At 68.7% G+C, this 17,043-nt stretch carries 13 protein-coding genes and 1 pseudogene; 2 read left to right on the top strand and 12 right to left on the bottom strand.

All coding sequences use genetic code 11. The annotated features are described in order from the left end of the window. Positions 1-49 precede the first annotated feature (49 nt). The 5 genes from DQ353_RS03785 to DQ353_RS03765 all read right to left on the bottom strand — a co-directional run bounded on the left by DQ353_RS03785 (position 50) and on the right by DQ353_RS03765 (position 4,458). Positions 50-484, bottom strand: coding sequence for a universal stress protein (locus DQ353_RS03785; protein ID WP_113761446.1), 435 nt, complete (start codon positions 482-484; stop codon positions 50-52). Positions 485-775: 291 nt separating this feature from the next. Next, the gene (locus DQ353_RS03780; RefSeq protein ID WP_113761445.1) at positions 776-1,024 is read right to left on the bottom strand and encodes a hypothetical protein; all 249 of its coding nucleotides are present in this window, start codon (positions 1,022-1,024) and stop codon (positions 776-778) included. A gap of 51 nt (positions 1,025-1,075) precedes the next feature. Continuing rightward, positions 1,076-1,759, bottom strand: a complete 684-nt coding sequence (gene deoC, locus DQ353_RS03775; RefSeq protein WP_113761444.1) for a deoxyribose-phosphate aldolase — start codon at positions 1,757-1,759, stop codon at positions 1,076-1,078. A 59-nt stretch (positions 1,760-1,818) separates the two neighbouring features. Next, the gene (locus tag DQ353_RS03770; RefSeq protein WP_113761443.1) at positions 1,819-3,564 is read right to left on the bottom strand and encodes a phospho-sugar mutase; all 1,746 of its coding nucleotides are present in this window, start codon (positions 3,562-3,564) and stop codon (positions 1,819-1,821) included. 54 nt (positions 3,565-3,618) lie between these two features. Continuing rightward, the gene (locus tag DQ353_RS03765; RefSeq protein WP_113761442.1) at positions 3,619-4,458 is read right to left on the bottom strand and encodes a purine-nucleoside phosphorylase; all 840 of its coding nucleotides are present in this window, start codon (positions 4,456-4,458) and stop codon (positions 3,619-3,621) included. Positions 4,459-4,573: 115 nt separating this feature from the next. On the opposite strand from DQ353_RS03765, the gene DQ353_RS03760 reads away from it, so the two are divergent. Together DQ353_RS03760 and DQ353_RS03755 are read left to right on the top strand one after the other, a co-directional pair. Continuing rightward, complete coding sequence (locus tag DQ353_RS03760) at positions 4,574-5,980, top strand: NAD(P)H-quinone dehydrogenase (protein WP_113761441.1); 1,407 nt, start codon at positions 4,574-4,576, stop codon at positions 5,978-5,980. Positions 5,981-6,227: 247 nt separating this feature from the next. Then, positions 6,228-7,625, top strand: coding sequence for an MFS transporter (locus tag DQ353_RS03755; RefSeq protein WP_113761440.1), 1,398 nt, complete (start codon positions 6,228-6,230; stop codon positions 7,623-7,625). 66 nt (positions 7,626-7,691) lie between these two features. Here the strand turns inward: DQ353_RS03755 and DQ353_RS21965 are convergent, their stop codons facing one another. From DQ353_RS21965 to DQ353_RS03725, 7 genes and pseudogenes are all read right to left on the bottom strand, one after another. Continuing rightward, entirely contained in the window at positions 7,692-7,790 is a 99-nt protein-coding gene (locus DQ353_RS21965) for a mycothiol transferase (protein WP_286166587.1), read from the bottom strand. A gap of 80 nt (positions 7,791-7,870) precedes the next feature. Continuing rightward, a pseudogene (locus DQ353_RS22505) lies at positions 7,871-8,113 on the bottom strand (mycothiol transferase); the annotation flags it as partial. A gap of 287 nt (positions 8,114-8,400) precedes the next feature. Next, on the bottom strand, positions 8,401-10,167 hold the full coding sequence (locus DQ353_RS03745) for an acetyl/propionyl/methylcrotonyl-CoA carboxylase subunit alpha (RefSeq protein WP_113761439.1): 1,767 nt from the start codon (positions 10,165-10,167) through the stop codon (positions 8,401-8,403). A gap of 229 nt (positions 10,168-10,396) precedes the next feature. Beyond that, positions 10,397-11,038 carry a Maf family protein gene (locus tag DQ353_RS03740; RefSeq protein ID WP_113761579.1) on the bottom strand — a complete coding sequence of 214 codons (642 nt, stop codon included), beginning with the start codon at positions 11,036-11,038 and terminating at the stop codon, positions 10,397-10,399. Positions 11,039-11,109: 71 nt separating this feature from the next. Further along, on the bottom strand, positions 11,110-14,598 hold the full coding sequence (locus tag DQ353_RS03735) for an MMPL family transporter (RefSeq protein ID WP_113761438.1): 3,489 nt from the start codon (positions 14,596-14,598) through the stop codon (positions 11,110-11,112). Positions 14,599-14,604: 6 nt separating this feature from the next. Then, entirely contained in the window at positions 14,605-15,264 is a 660-nt protein-coding gene (locus DQ353_RS03730) for a TetR/AcrR family transcriptional regulator (protein WP_181578224.1), read from the bottom strand. Between the two features lie 185 nt (positions 15,265-15,449). Then, positions 15,450-16,865 (bottom strand): dicarboxylate/amino acid:cation symporter, encoded by a 1,416-nt coding sequence (locus DQ353_RS03725; protein ID WP_502696368.1) that lies wholly within the window; start codon positions 16,863-16,865, stop codon positions 15,450-15,452. Positions 16,866-17,043: the final 178 nt, after the last annotated feature.

Raw genomic sequence — 17,043 nt, 5'->3', positions numbered from 1 at the left:
GGCGGGGCGGCCGCCCGGCATCGGAGCCTTTGGGTCTGCGGAGCGGTTCCTAGGCGGTGGCCGTTTCGCCGTGGTGGATCAGCACCGGGCACTTGGCGTGGGCGGCCAGCGAGCTGGACACCGAACCCATGACCAGGCCCTTGAAGCCGCCGCGTCCGCGCGTGCCCAGCACCAGCATGGCCGCGTCCTTGGAGGCCTCGATCAGGTTGGGGGCCGCCGGGCCCATAATGACCTCGCGCTCCAGGTTGGCCGGGATGTCCTCGCCGAAGGCCTCGGCGATCGACTTTTCCAGGGCGTCTCGGGCGTCCTGCTCCGGCGCCCACTCCGGGGTGTAGTCCTCCAGCGCGATGCGCGGCAGCCACGAGGAGAAGGCCACCAGGTCGTGGCCCAGGGATGCTGCCAGGGACGCGGCATAGCGCAGCGCGGAGATGGATTGCGCCGAACCGTCAACGCCGACAACGATCTTGCGAACAGTGTTTTCCATGGTGAAATGCTCATTTCCTCAATCGGGGAAGGCTGGTCCAACGGGACCCAGAGGTCCTGTTGGACTCATCATACCCTTGCCCACCAGTGTCTTTCTACGAGCTGTAGAAGAATGGTGGCGCTGCCCCGCGCTGCCGGAACACGGGAAACCCGCCCCGCGGGCGGCGGCCGGCGCACCGCATGCAAAAAGGAGGCCGGGGCGCCGCTGGCACCAACACCGGTGCACCTGGTGGTGCGCGGGTCTTGATGCTGCGTGGCGCTCCGGCCTCCTCGGGGAAAGCCGTGCGGGAAACTAGTCCTGCTGCGAAGCGGTCTTCGACGGGTTCTTGTCCGACATGCCCAGGATGTGCTGCGGGATGCCGAAGGCCAGGATGGCCAGCACGAAGCAGGAGATGCCCGGGATCCAGGCGTTTTCCAGCGTCCAGAACGACAGCGAGTAGAGGCAGCCAAGGAACAGGATGAAGAACACCGCGAAGGCGATGAGGTTTCCGGCCAAGCGGCCCTGGCCCGAGTGGGCTACGTTCTTGCCGTTCGAGTACACAGCGATTCTCCTAAAATGGTCTGGTTTCAATGCGCGTTCGAAGGTACGTGATCAGTAGCCTTCGGCGCCTTGTTCACCCTCCACAATAGCAACTCCCGAGCTGGAACCAAGACGCGTGGCCCCGGCATCGATCATGGCACGGGCGGTTTCCAGCGAGCGGACCCCGCCGGAGGCCTTGACGCCCAGATCCGGGCCGACGGTTGCGCGCATCAACGCCACGTCCTCGACCGTGGCGCCGCCGCCGCCAAAGCCCGTGGAGGTCTTCACGAAGTCGGCTCCCGCACGCACCGAAGCGCGGCAGGCCAGGACCTTTTCGTCGTCGCTGAGCATCGAGGTTTCGATGATGACCTTCAGGATCGCCCCGCCCTCATGCACGGCATCGGCAATGGCGGAAATGTCGGCCACCAGCGCCTCCTCGTCCCCGGCCCGTGCCGCGGCGATGTTGATGACCATGTCGATCTCGTTGGCGCCGTCGGCGATGGCCCCGCGGGCCTCGAAGACCTTGGATGCGGTGGGGGTCGCGCCGAACGGGAAGCCGATCACCGAGCAGGTCAGCACCCCGGAACCGGCAAGTGCGGCGCTCACGGTGGAAACCCAGATCGGGTTCACGCACACGGAGAAGAACCGGTACTTGGCGGCCTCGGCGCAGATGCGTTCGATGTCGGCGCCGGTGGCGTCGGCGTTCAGGATCGTGTGGTCGATGTACGAGGCGATGTTGGTGTCGTTGGTGCTCATGGCGTGTGTATCAGGCTCCTGGTCGTGATGGGGAAGGGGAATGTGCGGGAGAGCGGGGCTCACCCGTGGAGCAGGTCCGCGAGTTCCTGCTTGATGCGCCCCAGCGACCCGGTGGCCGCGGCGCGGGCCGCCGGAAGCCCGGCGGGGCCGGCCACGGCGGTGATGGTTTCAAGGTAGCACTTGAGCTTCGGCTCGGTGCCCGAGGGGCGCACGATCACCCGGGTGTTGGCCGCGGTGGCAAAGAGCAGCCCGTCGGTCGGCGGCAGGTTCGCCCCCAGGGACAGATCCTCGAACCCTGTGACTTCTTCCCCGCCCAGGGTGGCCGGCGGGGCCGAGCGCAACGCGGCCATCATGGTGTCCAGCAGCCCCAGGTCAGCCACGCGCACCGAGAGCTGGTCGGTGGTGTGCAGCCCGTGGGCCAGCGCCAGGGAATCGAGTACCTCGGGGAGCGAGGACCCGGCGGCCTTGAGCTCGGCGGCGTAGTCGGCCAGCAGCAGCGCGGCGGAGAGCCCGTCCTTGTCGCGCACCAGGGCCGGTGCCACGCAATAGCCCAGCGCCTCCTCGTAGCCGAAGGCCAGGGCGGGCACGCGGGAAATCCACTTGAACCCGGTCAGCGTGTTCTCGTGCGCCAGGGAATGGGCCGCGGCGATGGAGGCAAGCATGCGCGAGGAGACGATGGAGTTGGCCAGCACCGTGCCCGCCGCGGCCTTCGCGGCGGCGCGGTCGCCCAGCAGCCAGCCAAGCTCGTCCCCGCGCAGCATCCGCCAGCCGGTGCCCTCAAACTTGACGGCCGCGGCGCAGCGGTCCGCATCGGGGTCGTTGGCGATGACCAGGTCGGCATCGGTGGCCCCGGCCAGGGCGAGCGCGAGGTCAAGGGCGCCGGGTTCCTCCGGGTTCGGGAAGGAGACTGTGGGGAAATCCGGGTCGGGCTCGGCCTGCTCGGCCACCAGGCGCACCCGCGAGAAGCCCGCCTGCCCCAGGGCCTGGGCCATGGTGTGCCCGCCGACCCCGTGCATCGGGGTCAGCACGATCCGCAGGGACTCCCGTGCCGCCGCCAGCGAGTCGCTTGCCGTGCCGTCTGCCCGGGGGACCACCGAGGCGATGGCATCCAGATAGGCGCCCTCCACGTCCCCGGGCGCCCCGGCGCCGGGCAGCACCTCCCAGCCGTCGGCGGCCAGCGCGATGTTCGCCATGGGTTCGTCGTGGTTGATCCGTGCGGCGATCTGCGCATCCATGGGAGCGACGATCTGCGCGCCCTGGCCCCACCCGGTTTCGACGCGCCCGCCCAGATAGACCTTGTAGCCGTTGTCGGCCCGCGGATTGTGGCTGGCCGTGACCATGATCCCGGCCTCGGTGCCCAGCTCGCGCACGGCCCAGGCCAGCACCGGGGTGGGCAGGGCCGAGGGCAACAGCTGCACCTGGATCCCGGCGGCGGTGAGCACCGCGGCGGACTCGCGGGCAAAGACATCCGAGTTGTGCCTCGCGTCGTAGCCGATGACAGCGCGCGGAATATAGGCGCCGTCGGCAGTGGCCAGCAGGAAGCGCCCGATGCCGGCGGCGGTGCGGCGCACCACCATCGAGTTCATCCGGTTCGGCCCGGCGCCGAGCTCCGCGCGCAGCCCCGCGGTGCCGAAGGCCAGGTTCCCCGCGAAGCGGTCCGCCAGCTCGGCGTGCGCGGCCCGGTCACCGGCGGCAACCTTCGCGCACAGTGCCCTCAGCTGCGCGGCGGTGGCGGCGTCGGGATCCTGGTCCGCCCAGGCGGCGGCACGATCCAGCAAGGCGGTATCCGGTGCGGGGCTGCTCATGTGGCTGACTTCCTTTGTGCGACGGGTTCTTGGGTGCGGGGTGCTCGGTGGCGGCTAGAGCTTGGCGACGATGTCGGCCAGCAACGCGGAGATCCGCGGGCCGGCGGCTTGGCCTGCCTCGATGACCTCTTCGTGGCTCAGCGCGGTGGCGGAGATGCCGGCGGCCAGATTGGTGACCAGGGAGATGCCGAAGACCTCCAGGCCCGCGTGGCGTGCGGCGATGGCCTCCAGCGCGGTGGACATGCCCACCAGGTCGGCGCCGATCGCCTTGGCGTAGCGCACCTCGGCGGGGGTCTCGTAGTGCGGGCCGGTGAATTGCGCGTACACGCCCTCGTCCAGGGACGGGTCGACCTCGCGGGCCAGGTCACGGATGCGCGAGGAGTACAGGTCGGTCAGATCCACGAACGTCGCACCCTCCAGCGGGGAGGCGGCGGTGAGGTTGATGTGGTCGGCAATCAGCACCGGGGTGCCCGGGGTCCAGGCGGGGTTCAGCCCGCCGCAGCCGTTGGTCAGCACCAGGGTCTTGGCCCCTGCCGCGGCGGCGGTGCGCACCCCGTGGACCACGGCGCGCACGCCCTTGCCCTCGTAGTAGTGGGTGCGGGCGCCAAGCACCAGCACGCGCTTGCCGCCATTGGCAAGCACCGAGGAAATCGTGCCGACGTGCCCCGGGACCGCGGCGGGGTGGAAGCCGGGCAACTCGGTGGCGTCGATGCGGTGGGTGGTCTCGCCGATCAGGTCCGCCGCCTCGCCCCATCCGGAGCCCAGCACCAGGGCGATGTCATGGGTCGGGACGCCGGTGAGTTCGGCGATCTTGGCGGCGGCGGCGGTGGCCAGGTCAAAGGGGGCGGATTCGTTGTTGATCACGGGGTTAAACCTACCGGCGGAACCCCGCATTGTCAGGTGGCCGGTGCCCGGCGCCCGGCGCCCGACCCGCGCGCGGCCGATTGCCGTGCGTGCCCCAGCGTGTGCGTTGTGCACTTAACCGCGCGGTAGGGAAGAATGGGGGATCGTGAGTGCACAACGCGATTTCAATTCCCCCAGGCTGGTAATACTCGGCGGTGGCCCCGGTGGCTACGAGGCCGCGATGGTCGGCGCCCAGCTCGGCGCCCAGGTCACCATCGTCGAACGAGCGGGAATGGGCGGCTCCGCCGTGCTGACCGACGTCGTCCCGTCCAAGACCCTGGTGGCCACGGCCGATGCCATGCGCAGGGTCACCGGCGCGCGCGAATTCGGCGTCGAGGTCGGCGACGCGGACACCGAGGCGGTCGCCGACCTCTCCGTGGTGAACTCCCGCCTGCTGGAGCTGGCCCGCGAGCAGTCCTCGGACATCCACATGGGCCTGGAGCGCGTCGGGGTGCGCGTGGTCATCGGCGAGGGCAGGCTGCTCGACGCCTCCACCGTCGAGGTTGCCCGCGCCGACGGCAGCACCGAGACCATCGAGGCCGACGCGCTGCTGGTTTCCGTTGGCGCCCACCCGCGCGAGCTGCCCACCGCGATTCCCGACGGGGAGCGCATCTTCAACTGGACCCAGGTCTACAACCTCAAGGAAATCCCCGAGCACCTGATCGTTGTCGGTTCCGGTGTCACGGGTGCCGAGTTCGCCTCGGCCTACAATCTCTTGGGCACCAAGGTCACCCTGGTGTCCTCGCGCGACCGCGTGCTTCCCGGCGAGGATGCCGACGCCGCCGAGGTCCTCGAAGAGGCCTTCAAGCTCAACGGCGTCAACGTCGTGGCAAAGTCCCGCGCCGAGGCCGTGGAACGCGACGGCGACACCGTCAAGGTCACCCTGGGCGACGGCCGGGTCATCGTGGGCAGCCACTGCCTGGTGGCCGTCGGATCGATCCCCAACACCGCAGGCATCGGGCTGGAGGAAGCGGGCATCAAGCTCTCCGAGTCCGGCCACATCCAGGTCGATGGCGTTTCGCGCACCACCGCCACCAACGTCTACGCCGCGGGCGACTGCACCGGCGTGTTCGCGCTGGCCTCGGTCTCCGCGATGCAGGGGCGCATTGCCATGGCGCACCTCCTGGGCGACTCGGTCAAGCCGCTGAAGCTCAACGAGGTTTCCTCCAACATCTTCACCTCCCCGGAAATCGCCACGGTCGGCGTCACCGAGCGGATGGTCGACGAGGGCAAGTACCAGGCCGACATCATCAAGTTGGATTTGGCGACCAATGCCAGGGCCAAGATGATGAACGTGACCCAGGGCTTCGTGAAGATCATCGCGCGCCGCGGCTCCGGAACCGTCATCGGCGGCGTCGTGGTCGCCCCGCGCGCCTCCGAGCTGATCTTCCCGATCGCCCTGGCGGTGCACAACAAGCTGCACGTCGATGACATTGCCGAGACCTTCTCGGTCTACCCTTCGCTCTCCGGCTCCATCTCCGAGGCGGCGCGCCGCCTGCACGTCCACCTCTAGGACCCTCCGCCGGCACGCCGGCACCGTGGCCGAACCGCCGCAATGTGCACCGACCCTGGTGCCCGTTGCGGCGGTTCGTTCTTTTTTGCCCGCATTCGGTGCCGCCCCGTGGCATGCTGGTGCACGGAACGGGTGAGATCCGCAGCACACTTGTCCAAATAGTGGAAGGACTGTCCGCAGAGTGGACGTCCAACCTAAACTTGTCACGTAGTAACTTGCAGGAATCCACCAAGAGAATCACGAGCCCATGTCCAACAAGACCGCGGTCGTCGCACCGAAGGAAAACACACGCGGACGCGTGCTGTTTGCCAGCCTCATCGGCACCACCATTGAATTTTTCGACTTCTACGCCTATGCCACCGCATCGGTGCTGGTTTTCCCGACGCTGTTCTTCCCGAACGCCTCGAACGTCAACGCGATCCTGTCCTCGTTCGCGATCTTCGGTGTGGCCTTCGTGGCCCGCCCCGTTGGTTCGGTGCTCTTCGGGCACTTCGGCGACAAGGTCGGACGCAAGGGAACCCTGGTGGCCTCGCTGCTGCTCATGGGCATCGCCACCTTCTTGATCGGCTTCCTGCCCGCGGCCCAGGGCAACTTCGTGGTGCTGGCCCCGCTGATGCTGGTGCTGCTGCGCTTCGCACAGGGACTGGCCCTGGGCGGGGAATGGTCAGGCGCAGCGCTGCTGGCCACCGAGAACGCCCCGGCGAACAAGCGCGCCATCTACGGCACGTTCCCGCAGCTGGGTGCGCCCATCGGCTTCATCATCGCCAACCTGATCTTCGTGGGCCTGCAGCTGGGCCTGACCCCCGAGCAGTTCATGGCCTGGGGCTGGCGCGTGCCGTTCATCCTCTCGGCCGTGATGGTTGCCGTGGGCTTGTGGGTCCGGCTCAAGCTGGTCGAATCACTGTCCTTCCAGAAGGTCGTGGCGCAGGACAAGGTTGCCAACTCGCCGTTCAAGACCACCATGAAATACCACTGGCGCCCGACGCTGGCGGGCACGTTCATCATGCTGGCCACCTACGTGCTCTTCTACCTCACCACCTCCTTCACGCTGACCTACGGCACCTCGCCGGCCACCGTGGAAGTGGCCCGCGCCGCCGCCGAGGCCAAGGGCAAGGTCTTTGACGCGGCCGCCGAGGCCGCCTTCGTTCCGGGCCTGGGCATCGCGCGCCCCGAGTTCCTGACCATGCTGATCATCGGCGTCGTCTTCTTCGGCATCTTCACCGTCGTCTCCGGCCCGCTGGCCGAGAAGTTCGGCCGCCGCAAGTTCCTGATCTGGGTCACCCTGGGCATCTTGCTCTTCGGCGCGACCTGGACCCTGATGTTCGGCCCCGGCAAGGGTGCGGCGATGGCCGGCCTGGTCATCGGCTTCACGCTCATGGGCCTGACCTTCGGGCCCATGGCGGCCTACCTGCCCGAGCTGTTCCCCTCGAACGTGCGCTACACCGGATCGGCCATCGCCTACAACATGTCCTCGGTCATCGGTGCGGCTCCCGCGTCGTTCGTGGCCATTGCGCTGTGGCAGTTCGGTGGCGGCAACACCGTCTGGGTGGGCGTCTACCTGGCCGCTGCCGCGGTGCTCACGCTCATTGCCCTGTTCCTGACCAAGGACACCACCAACGTCGACTTCGAGAACAACGTCTCCTAGCACCGGCTTCGACCGCTGCCCGCCATCCCCACGGACGGCGGGCAGCGTGCGTTAACGCCTGGGCGGCTACTCGCCCACCCTCCCGTCGAGGCATTCGCGCAGCAGGTCCGCATGGCCGTTGTGCCGGGAGTACTCCTCGATGAGGTGCACCAGGATCCAGCGCACCGGAACCGTCCCGTGGCATCCGGCGGCACCGCACGATCCAGTGGCTCGGAGTCCAGGGCGGCATCGGCAAAGGCCGTCTCGGCCTTCCACGCGGCGCGGGACAGTGCCACCATCCGGGCATCGGGTGCCGGGAAGCCGAAATCGCTGCCGTTCCCGTCCGGGCCCCGGTACAGCTGCGGTGCCGGGGCCCCGGCCAGGCAGGCGCGGAGCCGGAACCGCTCCACGTCGCTCAGGTGCCGCACCAGGCCCAGCAGGGACAGCCCGGAGGGCGGCACCGCGCGGGTGCCCAGCTCAGCCGCGGTGAGCCCGGCGCACTTGAGCACCAGGGTGCGGCGTTGGTGGCCCAGGAATCACGTCAGGGTTTCGCGCTCGCTGCCGCGCGCCGGCGGGTCGGTGCGCGGATCCGGCGCAGGCACCGCCAGATCTGCTGCTGACATGGGCACCAGCCTATGGCCGAACGCCCGCCTCCGAGACAACGCGCGCGGGGGATTGGAAGGAATTCAGCGAACCGGCGTCAACAAGACAAGCAGTGGCACGATAATGCGAAAGGGCGGCCCGGTCTCCACGAGGAAGACCGGGCCGCCCTGTTCGGTGCGGTGTCCGGGCGGTGCTACTCGCCGATGGAGGCCAGCACGGTTCCGGCCGAGACGGTGTCTCCCGGAACGGCGCTGAGCCCGGAGACCACCCCGTCGCAGTGCGCGGTCAGCGGCTGTTCCATCTTCATGGCCTCCAGGACCACGATCAAGTCGCCCTCGGAGACGGTGTCCCCGTCGGCCACGGCGACCTTGACGATGGTGCCCTGCATGGGGGAGACCAGGTCCGTCCCGGAGCTGCCGGCTGCGGCGGTGGAGCGCGAGGAACGCTTCTTCTTCCGCGTTTTGCCGTTGGGCGACGAAGACATGGTGCCCAGGGATGCGGGCAGCACGACCTCCAGGCGCTTGCCGCCGACCTCGACGGTGATGGCGTTGCGCCCCTCGTCCTCACCGGGGGTGCCGGCGGTGGCCGGGTCCCAGGCGGGGATCTCGTTGGAGAACTCGGTCTCGATCCAGCGGGTGTGGATGGAGAACGGGCCCGATTCCGGGGTGAATGCAGCATCGGCCATCACTGCGCGGTGGAAGGGCAGCACCGTGGGCATGCCCTCGATGCGGAACTCGTCCAGCGCGCGGCGGGCGCGGGCGGCGGCCTGGGCCCGGGTGGCGCCGGTGACGATCAGCTTGGCGATCATCGAGTCGAAGTTCCCCGAGACGGTTTCCCCCGCCTCGACGCCCGAGTCGATGCGCACGCCCGGCCCGGTGGGCAGGTTCATGGTGGTGATGGTGCCCGGTGCCGGCATGAAGCCGCGCCCGGCATCCTCGCCGTTGATGCGGAACTCGAAGGAGTGCCCGCGCACCTCGGGGTCGGTGTAGCCCAGAGCCTCGCCGCGGGCCAGCCGGAACTGCTCGCGCACCAGGTCGATGCCGGTGACCTCCTCGGAGATGGTGTGCTCGACCTGCAGGCGGGTGTTGACCTCCAGGAAGGAAATGACCCCGTCCTGGCCCACGAGGAACTCGCAGGTGCCCGCTCCCACGTAGCCTGCCTCGCGCATGATGGCCTTGGACGCCTCGTAGAGGCGGGTGTTCTGTTCCTCGGTCAGGAACGGCGCGGGGGCCTCCTCGACGAGCTTCTGGTTGCGGCGCTGCAGCGAGCAGTCGCGGGTGGAAACCACCACGACGTTGCCGTGCACGTCGGCCAGGCACTGGGTCTCCACGTGGCGCGGGGCATCCAGGAAGCGTTCGACGAAGCATTCGCCGCGCCCGAAGGCGGCAACGGCCTCGCGGACCGCCGAGTCGTAGAGCTCGGGGATTTCCTCGCGGTTGCGCACGACCTTGATGCCGCGTCCGCCGCCGCCGTAGGCGGCCTTGATGGCCAGCGGGAGCCCGTGCTCGTCGGCGAATGCCAGCACCTCGTCGGTGGAGGCGACCGGATCCTTGGTGCCGGGAACCAGCGGGGCGCCGACCTTTTCGGCCAGGTGGCGGGCCCGGACCTTGTCGCCCAGCTGGTCGATGGCCGAGGGCGGGGGACCGATCCAGGTCAGCCCGGCATCGATCACGGCCTGGGCGAAGATGGCGTTTTCCGCGAGGAAGCCGTAGCCCGGGTGCACCGAGTCCGCGCCGGAGCGCTTGGCGACCTCGAGGATCTTGCTGATGTCCAGGTAGGACTCCGCCGCGGTGGAACCGCCCAGGGAATAGGCCTCGTCGGCCAGACGGGAATGCAAGGCATCGCGGTCCGGTTCGGCGTACACGGCAACCGATCCAATGCCCTCATCGCGGGCGGCGCGGATGATGCGTACGGCGATTTCTCCGCGATTGGCGATGAGAACCTTCGTCAAATGACTCATGGCAGGGGCTATCTCCTTAAATATGCTCTTGTGGAGCCTACCTGCGTTTGTGGGATGTGCACCCCCAAAACCCCCTGTGTCGGGAGTAGGTCGTGATTTCTTTGTAGGAGTCCTACAACAGTTTGCCGCTGCGGCACGTGTAGCGAAGGTGCCCGCCCTCGAGCTGCCAACCACGACCGAGGGCCCGCACCGGGTTTCGGTGCGGGCCCTCGGGCGGTGCCATGCCTGGTTAGACCCAGACGTCGGAGATCGACAGTTCGGCCTCGTGCAGCAGCTCGCGCAGCGTGGCCACGTTCAGCCCGATCACGGTGTGCGGGTTGCCCTCGATGCCGCGGATGAAAGCGGCCCCGCGCCCGTCGATGGTGAACCCGCCGGCGCACGGCAGCGGTTCGCCGGTGGCCACGTAGGCAGCGATCTCCTCCGCGTCGACCTGCTCGAAGTCCACGCGGGTCGAGGAGACGGCGCCGATGGTCGCCCCGGAACCGCCGTCCCCGTCCTCCTCGGAGCGGTTGTCGATGAGCCAGTGGCCGGTGTGCAGGATTCCTGACTTCCCGCTCATGGCCGCCCAGCGTTCGGTGGCGACTTCCGCGGTATACGGCTTGCCGTAGATCACGCCCTCGAACTCGAAGACCGAGTCGCAGCCCAGCACCACCGCGCCGTCGGCCTCTTCGGTGGAGGCGACGTCCTCGGCCTTGGACTTGGCCAGCAGCAGCGCGGTGTCCGCCGGGCCCAGCTCGCCGAAGCGCTCGACGGCGCTTGCCAGTGCCGCGTCCTCGTCAACCGCGGAGACCTGGACGGCGAAGTCGATCCCGGCGTCGGTGAGCACCTTGGCCCGTCCCGGGGAGGCCGAGGCCAGCACCAGCAACGGCAGGTCCTCGGGGTTCTCGATTTCCCCGCGCGGATCGGTGGCGGTGGCGTTGGTGCTGGGGTTCAGGTTCTGGCTCATGCATCAACCGTATCCCGGGCGGAGGGCCCCTGGGGTCCGTGTCCGTCACCGTGGCCCGCATCCGGTGCCTCGGCCCCGTCCGTCCCGTCGGCGGTGCGCGCGGCGATCTTCGAACCCTCCACGTCCACATCCGGCAGGATCTTGTCGAGCCAGCGCGGGATGTACCAGGCGCGGTGCCCCAGCAGGTGCATGATCGCCGGGGTCAGTGTCATGCGCACGATGAACGCGTCAAAGAGCACGCCGATCGCCAGCGAGAACCCGATGGCCCGGATCATCGTCAGGTGCGAGAACACGAACCCGGCGAACACCGAGGTCATGATCAACGCCGCGGCGGTGACCACCGGGGCCGAGTGGGCGAAGCCCGAGCGCACCGCGGCGCGCGCCGGCTGACCGTGCGCGAAGGACTCGCGCATGCCGGCCACCAGGAACACCTGGTAGTCCATGGCCAGCCCGAACAGGATGCCGGTGAGCAGGATCGGCAGGAAGCTCATGATCGGCCCCGGCACGTTCACGTCGAAGAAGCCGCCCAGCCAGCCGAATTGGTAGACCGCCACGGTGGCGCCGAAGGCGGCCAGCAAGGAGAGCAGGAAGCCGGCGGTTGCCAGCAGCGGCACCACGATCGAGCGGAAGACCAGCAGCAGCAGGACCAGCGAGAGCCCCACGACGATGCCGATGTACATCGGCAGCGCCTCGGCCAGCTTTTCCGAGACATCCACCTGCGCGGCGACCTGCCCGGTCACCGCGATCTGCGATCCGGTGGCCTCCTTGATTCCGGGCGCCGCGTCGCGCAGCTCGTGCACCAGTGCCTCGGTTTCGGCGCTGGCCGGCCCCGCATCCGGGATCACCTGGATCGCACCGAGGTTCCGTGCGTCGTTGACCTGCACCGGGATCGCTGCCACGACGCCCGGGATCTTGCGCACCGCGTCGGCGACATCGAGGTTCGCCGCATCCGCACCGCGGGCATCCAGCCCGGCCGGCAGGTCGGCGAGCACCAGCAGCGGGCCGTTGTAGCCCGCCCCGAACGCGTCGCTCATCTGCTCGTACGCCTTGTAGGCGCCCGAGTCCACCGGTTCGGCGCTGCCGTCGGGCAGTGCGGTGCGCAGCTGCAGCGCCGGCAGCGCCACGATGGCCAGGACCGCGATGGACGCGATGGCGGCGATCCACGGGCGGCGGGTGACCACCGCGCCCCAGCCGCGGTTGCCCGCGTCGTTGCGCGGGGCCCGGGCCTGCGCCGCGCCGGCCGCATCCCGGCGGGCCCAGGCCCGCTTGGAGACCAGACGGGTGCCGATGATCCCCAGCAGTGCCGGGGTCAGGGTGATCGCGATCAGCACCGCCATCATCACGGTGAACGCGGCGGAGAAGCCCAGCACGGCCAGGAACGGGAGCCCCGGCACGGCCAGTGCGGACAGCGCGATGACCACGGTCAGCCCGGCAAACACCACGGCGTTGCCGCTGGTGCCGGTGGCCCGGGCGATGGATTCGCCCAGCGGCACGCCCTCCAACAGCTGGCGGCGGTGCCGGTGCACGATGAACAGCGAGTAGTCGATGCCCACCGCCAACCCCAGCATCAGTGCCAAGGCCGGGGTGATCGAGGCCATCTCGATGAGCGAGGACAGTGCGAGGGTTCCGCCGACGCCGGCGCCCACCCCGAGCACCGCCATGAGCAGCGGCAACCCGGCGGCGACCAGGGTGCCGAGCATGACCAGCAGCACCGCGGCGGCCACGGCCAGGCCGATGATTTCGGCGGCCCCGAAGATCGAGGAGAGGTCCTGCAGGATCTCCTTGGAGAAGAGCACCTCGACGCCGGCGGCCTCGGGCCCGGCGGCAATGGACTGGATGTCGGCGCGCTGCGCGGTGGAAAGCGCGTCGGCCGAGCCGGCGAACGTCACGTGCGCCACGGCGGTGGAACCGTCCGCGGAGATGAAGCGCATGCCAGCCGAGGCACCGGCCTGGCGCTCGGCGAACGCCAGTTCGGCGCGACCCGCGGCCAGGTCCTTGGCGCCGGCCTCAAGCTTTGCCTCGGCATCGGGCAGCGCCGCGGTCTTCTCGTCCACGGTCTTTTGCCCCGCGACCAGCTTGGCCTGGTTCTCCTCGATGGCCTTCTGGCCCGCGGCCAGCTTGGCGGCATTCGTGTCGATCTCGGCCTGCCCGGCACGCAATTGCGCCTGGCCGGCGGAGATCTTCGCCGCTGCGGCCTGGATCTTGGAGCGGTTGGCGGCCAGTTCCTTGGCCCCGGCGTCCAGCTTTGCCTTGGCTGCGGGAAGCTTCGCGGCACCCGCCTCCAGTTCGGCCTTCTTGGCCTTCAGCGTCGCCTGCCCGGTGGCCAGTTCCTTGGCCCCGGCATCGAGCTTCGCCTTCGCGGCGTCCAAGGCCTTCAGGCCCTCGAGGCCCCGGGTGACCCGGGACAGCGTGCCTTCCAGGGATTCCTTCTGCTTGAGCAGCTCGGCCTTTTGCCCGTTCAGGGCCTTGAGCTTTCCCTCCAGGGTGGCGATGTCCTGCTCGGCGGCCTGCTTCCGGGCGTCGGTGTCGGCGTTCTTGAGCGCCGTCTCCGCGGCTTGGAGCTGCTGTTTCGTCCCGGTGATCCCGGCGTCGAGGTCCTTGATCCCCGCCTTCAGCTTGGCCAGCCCCGCCGTGGCCTGCTGCTTGCCGGATGCCAGCTGCTTCTCAACGGTGGCGCGGGACTGGCCCTTCAGGATTGCCTTCATTCCGGCGTCGTACTTCGCCCGCCCGGTGGCGAGGTCCTGGGCGGCGGCATCGAGCTTCGCCTGCCCTGCGGCCAGTGCCTTGCGGCCCTCGGCGACCTGCTTCGCACCGGCCTGGTATTCGCGGTTGCCCGCATCCCACTTTCGCTGCCCGGCGGCCAGCTGGCCCTGCCCGCTTTTCAGCGCGGCGGCGCCGGTGGCAAGTTCCTTGGCGGCGGCATCGAGCTTCGCCTGCCCGGCGGCCAATTGCGTGCGGCCCGCGGCGATTTCCTTCTTGGCATCACCCAGCTGCACGCGCCAGGAGTCGAGGCCGTCCTGCGCCTCGGCCAGCTGCTTCTTGCCGTCGGCCAGTTGCTTCTTGCCGTCGGCCAGTTTCTTGGCGGCGTCGTCGAGCTTGGCCTGCCCCTCGGCGATCTTCGGCTTGGCCTCATCGAGTTGTTTCTGCAGCTTGAAGGGCTTGGCGACCTCGGTGATCTCGGACTGGGAGGCCAAATCGTCCAGCGAGGATTCGATGGCCCGATGTTGGGCGGCACTCAGCGCCTCGCCGTCCTGGGAACGGAAGACGATCGACCCGGTGCCGCCGGCCAGCTCGGGCATCTCGACCTTCATCCGGTCCAGCGTGCGCTGGGTTTCGGTGCCGGGGATGGTGAAGGTGTTGGACAGCTTGCCCATGAAGGCGCCGGCGCACAGGCCGATCACCAGCAGCAGGACGGCCCAGATGCCCACGACGGCCCAGCGCCTGCGGTAGGCCAGTGCACCAAGTCGGTAAAGGAAGGAAGCCATGGCGTCTTAGGCCTTTCGTGTGTGCTGTGCACGTTGTTGCAGGGAGGGAAAGCCGTCGCGCAATTGGGCGATGGCCTCGGCGAGGGTGGCGCGCAGCATTTGCGTGCGGCGCGGATCGGCCGGGTCCGGGGCGGCTGCGAGCTCGCGGGACCATTGGGCGAAGGCGGCCTTGCCGGCGCCGATGACGCAGTGGGCGAAGACCGTGGCGGCCAGCGGGGTGCCGTGCGGGGCGCGGGCGGTGATGATCTCGGTGAGCGCCCCGGCGCAGTCGTTCCACGCCTCCAGTTGCATCCGGGCCATTTGCGGGTGCTCGGAGGCCAGCAGGTACAGGTTGGCGATGGGCTCGAGCAGGGCCGGGTCCACGAGGGATTCGACGGTCGCCACCGCGGCGGAGAGCAGGTCCAGTTCCGGGTCCAGCTCGTCGAGCACTGCCACGGCGTTTTCCAGCAGGAGCTTGGTCGGCTCGTTCAGGGCAGCCTCGATCGAGGGGAAGTAGTTGAAGAAGGTGCGGCGGGAGACCCCGGCGGCGTCGGCCACGGACTCTGCGGTCAGTGCGGCGTAGCCGGCCGATTCCAGTTGGCCGAAGGCCGCCTGCACGATGGCCGCCCGCGTGGCGGCCTTGTTCAGTTCACGCCGCGAGGGCGGGGGCATGGGGGAAGAGCTCACCTTTCTACACTACGTGCAAACTTGCATGCCGTGCAATTTCTACGCCGATTCCCTGCCAACTCCCGGGGATGGGGCGACGCCGGGGAACAACAAAGGGCGGGCCGCCTGGTGTCCGGGGGATCTTGCATCCCGGGAACCAGGCGACCCGCCCTGGTAAGAATCGTGACTACCGCACGGCGTTGCCGCTAGCCGACAGGGGCCGGCTGCACCTCGCGCGCCTCGGTTTCCCCCGGGCCGGCGGAATCGGTGGCCGTCTTGAATTCGTCGTTGAACGGGTCGCCGTGGCGCGGTGCGTTGTACAGCTCCGTATCCAGGATTCCCTCGCGCTTGGCCACGATGGTCGGCACCAATGCCTGTCCGGCGACGTTGACCGCGGTGCGGCCCATGTCCAGGATCGGGTCAACGGCCAGGATCAGTCCCACGCCGGCCAGCGGCAGGCCGATGGTGGACAGCGTCAGGGTCAGCATGACCACCGCGCCGGTGGTCCCGGCCGTGGCGGCCGAGCCGAGCACCGAGACCAGTGCGATCAGCAGGTAATCGGTCAGCGAAAGGTCGATGCCGAAGAACTGGGCGACGAAGATCGCGGAGATCGCCGGGTAGATCGCGGCGCAGCCGTCCATCTTGGTCGTGGCGCCCAACGGCACCGCGAAGGAGGCATAGCCCGAAGGCACGCCCAGGTTGCGTTCGGTCACGCGCTGGGTCAGCGGCAGGGTGCCGATGGATGAGCGGGACACGAAGCCCAGCTGCACGGCCGGCCACACGCCGGAGAAGTACTGCCTGACGCTCAGCCCGTGCGCACGCACCAGCACCGGGTACAGGCCAAAGAGCACCACGGCCAGCCCGATGTAGATGGCCAGCGAGAACTTGCCCAGCGCGCCGATGGTGTCCCAGCCGTAGGTGGCCACGGCGTTGCCGATCAGCCCGACGGTTCCCAGCGGGGCCAGACGGATGATCCACCACAGGATCTTCTGGATCACGGCCAGCGTGGCGGCGGAGCAGTCCAGGAACGGGCGGGCGGCATCGCCGACCTTCAGCGCTGCGATGCCGACGGTGATGGCGATGACCAGCACCTGGAGCACATTGAAGTTCAGCGACGTGGCGACAGCGCCGGATTCGGCGACCTGCGAGGTGGCGCCAAGGCCCAGGAAGTTCGAGGGGACCAGCCCGATGAGGAAGGCCCACCAGTCGCCGGTGCGCCCGTCGTACTCGGCCGGTATGTCCTGGCCGGTGCCGGCGCCGGGGCGCAGCACGGTGCCCAGAACCATGCCGATGACCACGGAGATCAGCGAGGTGATGGCGAACCAGAGGATGGTCTGCCAGGCCAGGCGGGCGGCGTTGGTCACCTTGGAGAGGTTGGCGATCGATGCGACCACGGCGAAGAAGACCAGCGGGATGACGGCGGCCTTGAGCAGCGAAACGTAGCTGGAACCGATGGTTGCCAGGGTCGTGCCGAGGCCCGTGGGGGTTTCCTTGGTGTGCCCGGAGTACTTGGCCAGCAGGCCAAGGCCAAGACCCAGGATCAGGGCGATGATGATTTGCGGGCCGAATGCCGTGGCCCAAGCGGGGATGCGCCTTGTGGGCGTCGTATTTGAGGTAGTCACGATTAGAAGCTAGGCGGTGGACCCCAGCAAGGGATAGCCAACATTGAGCAATGTTACGCAAAAGTCCTCCCCAACGGATTGTTGCGGGGAATTTGTGTTCCATTACATAGCGATGCGCCCCGGTGTTAAGCTGAGCTTTCAACCAATCGGTTTGTATGTTACTCGTTCGCGCCCGCGG

The sequence above is a fragment of the Arthrobacter sp. AQ5-05 genome (assembly GCF_003287975.1).
In the GTDB taxonomy this organism is placed as follows: Bacteria; Actinomycetota; Actinomycetes; order Actinomycetales; family Micrococcaceae; genus Paeniglutamicibacter.
The sequence above is the reverse complement of the archived record's forward strand: the minus strand, read 5'-3'. Positions and strand labels throughout refer to the sequence as shown.

Excerpts from the sequence above, each read along its gene's own strand:
- DQ353_RS03785 (WP_113761446.1), bottom strand. The coding sequence starts at position 484 with ATGGAAAACACTGTTCGCAAGATCGTTGTCGGCGTTGACGGTTCGGCG.
- deoC (WP_113761444.1), bottom strand. The coding sequence starts at position 1,759 with ATGAGCACCAACGACACCAACATCGCCTCGTACATCGACCACACGATC.
- DQ353_RS03770 (WP_113761443.1), bottom strand. The coding sequence starts at position 3,564 with ATGAGCAGCCCCGCACCGGATACCGCCTTGCTGGATCGTGCCGCCGCC.
- DQ353_RS03765 (WP_113761442.1), bottom strand. The coding sequence starts at position 4,458 with ATGCGGGGTTCCGCCGGTAGGTTTAACCCCGTGATCAACAACGAATCC.
- DQ353_RS03755 (WP_113761440.1), top strand. The coding sequence starts at position 6,228 with ATGTCCAACAAGACCGCGGTCGTCGCACCGAAGGAAAACACACGCGGA.
- DQ353_RS03745 (WP_113761439.1), bottom strand. The coding sequence starts at position 10,167 with ATGAGTCATTTGACGAAGGTTCTCATCGCCAATCGCGGAGAAATCGCC.
- DQ353_RS03735 (WP_113761438.1), bottom strand. The coding sequence starts at position 14,598 with ATGGCTTCCTTCCTTTACCGACTTGGTGCACTGGCCTACCGCAGGCGC.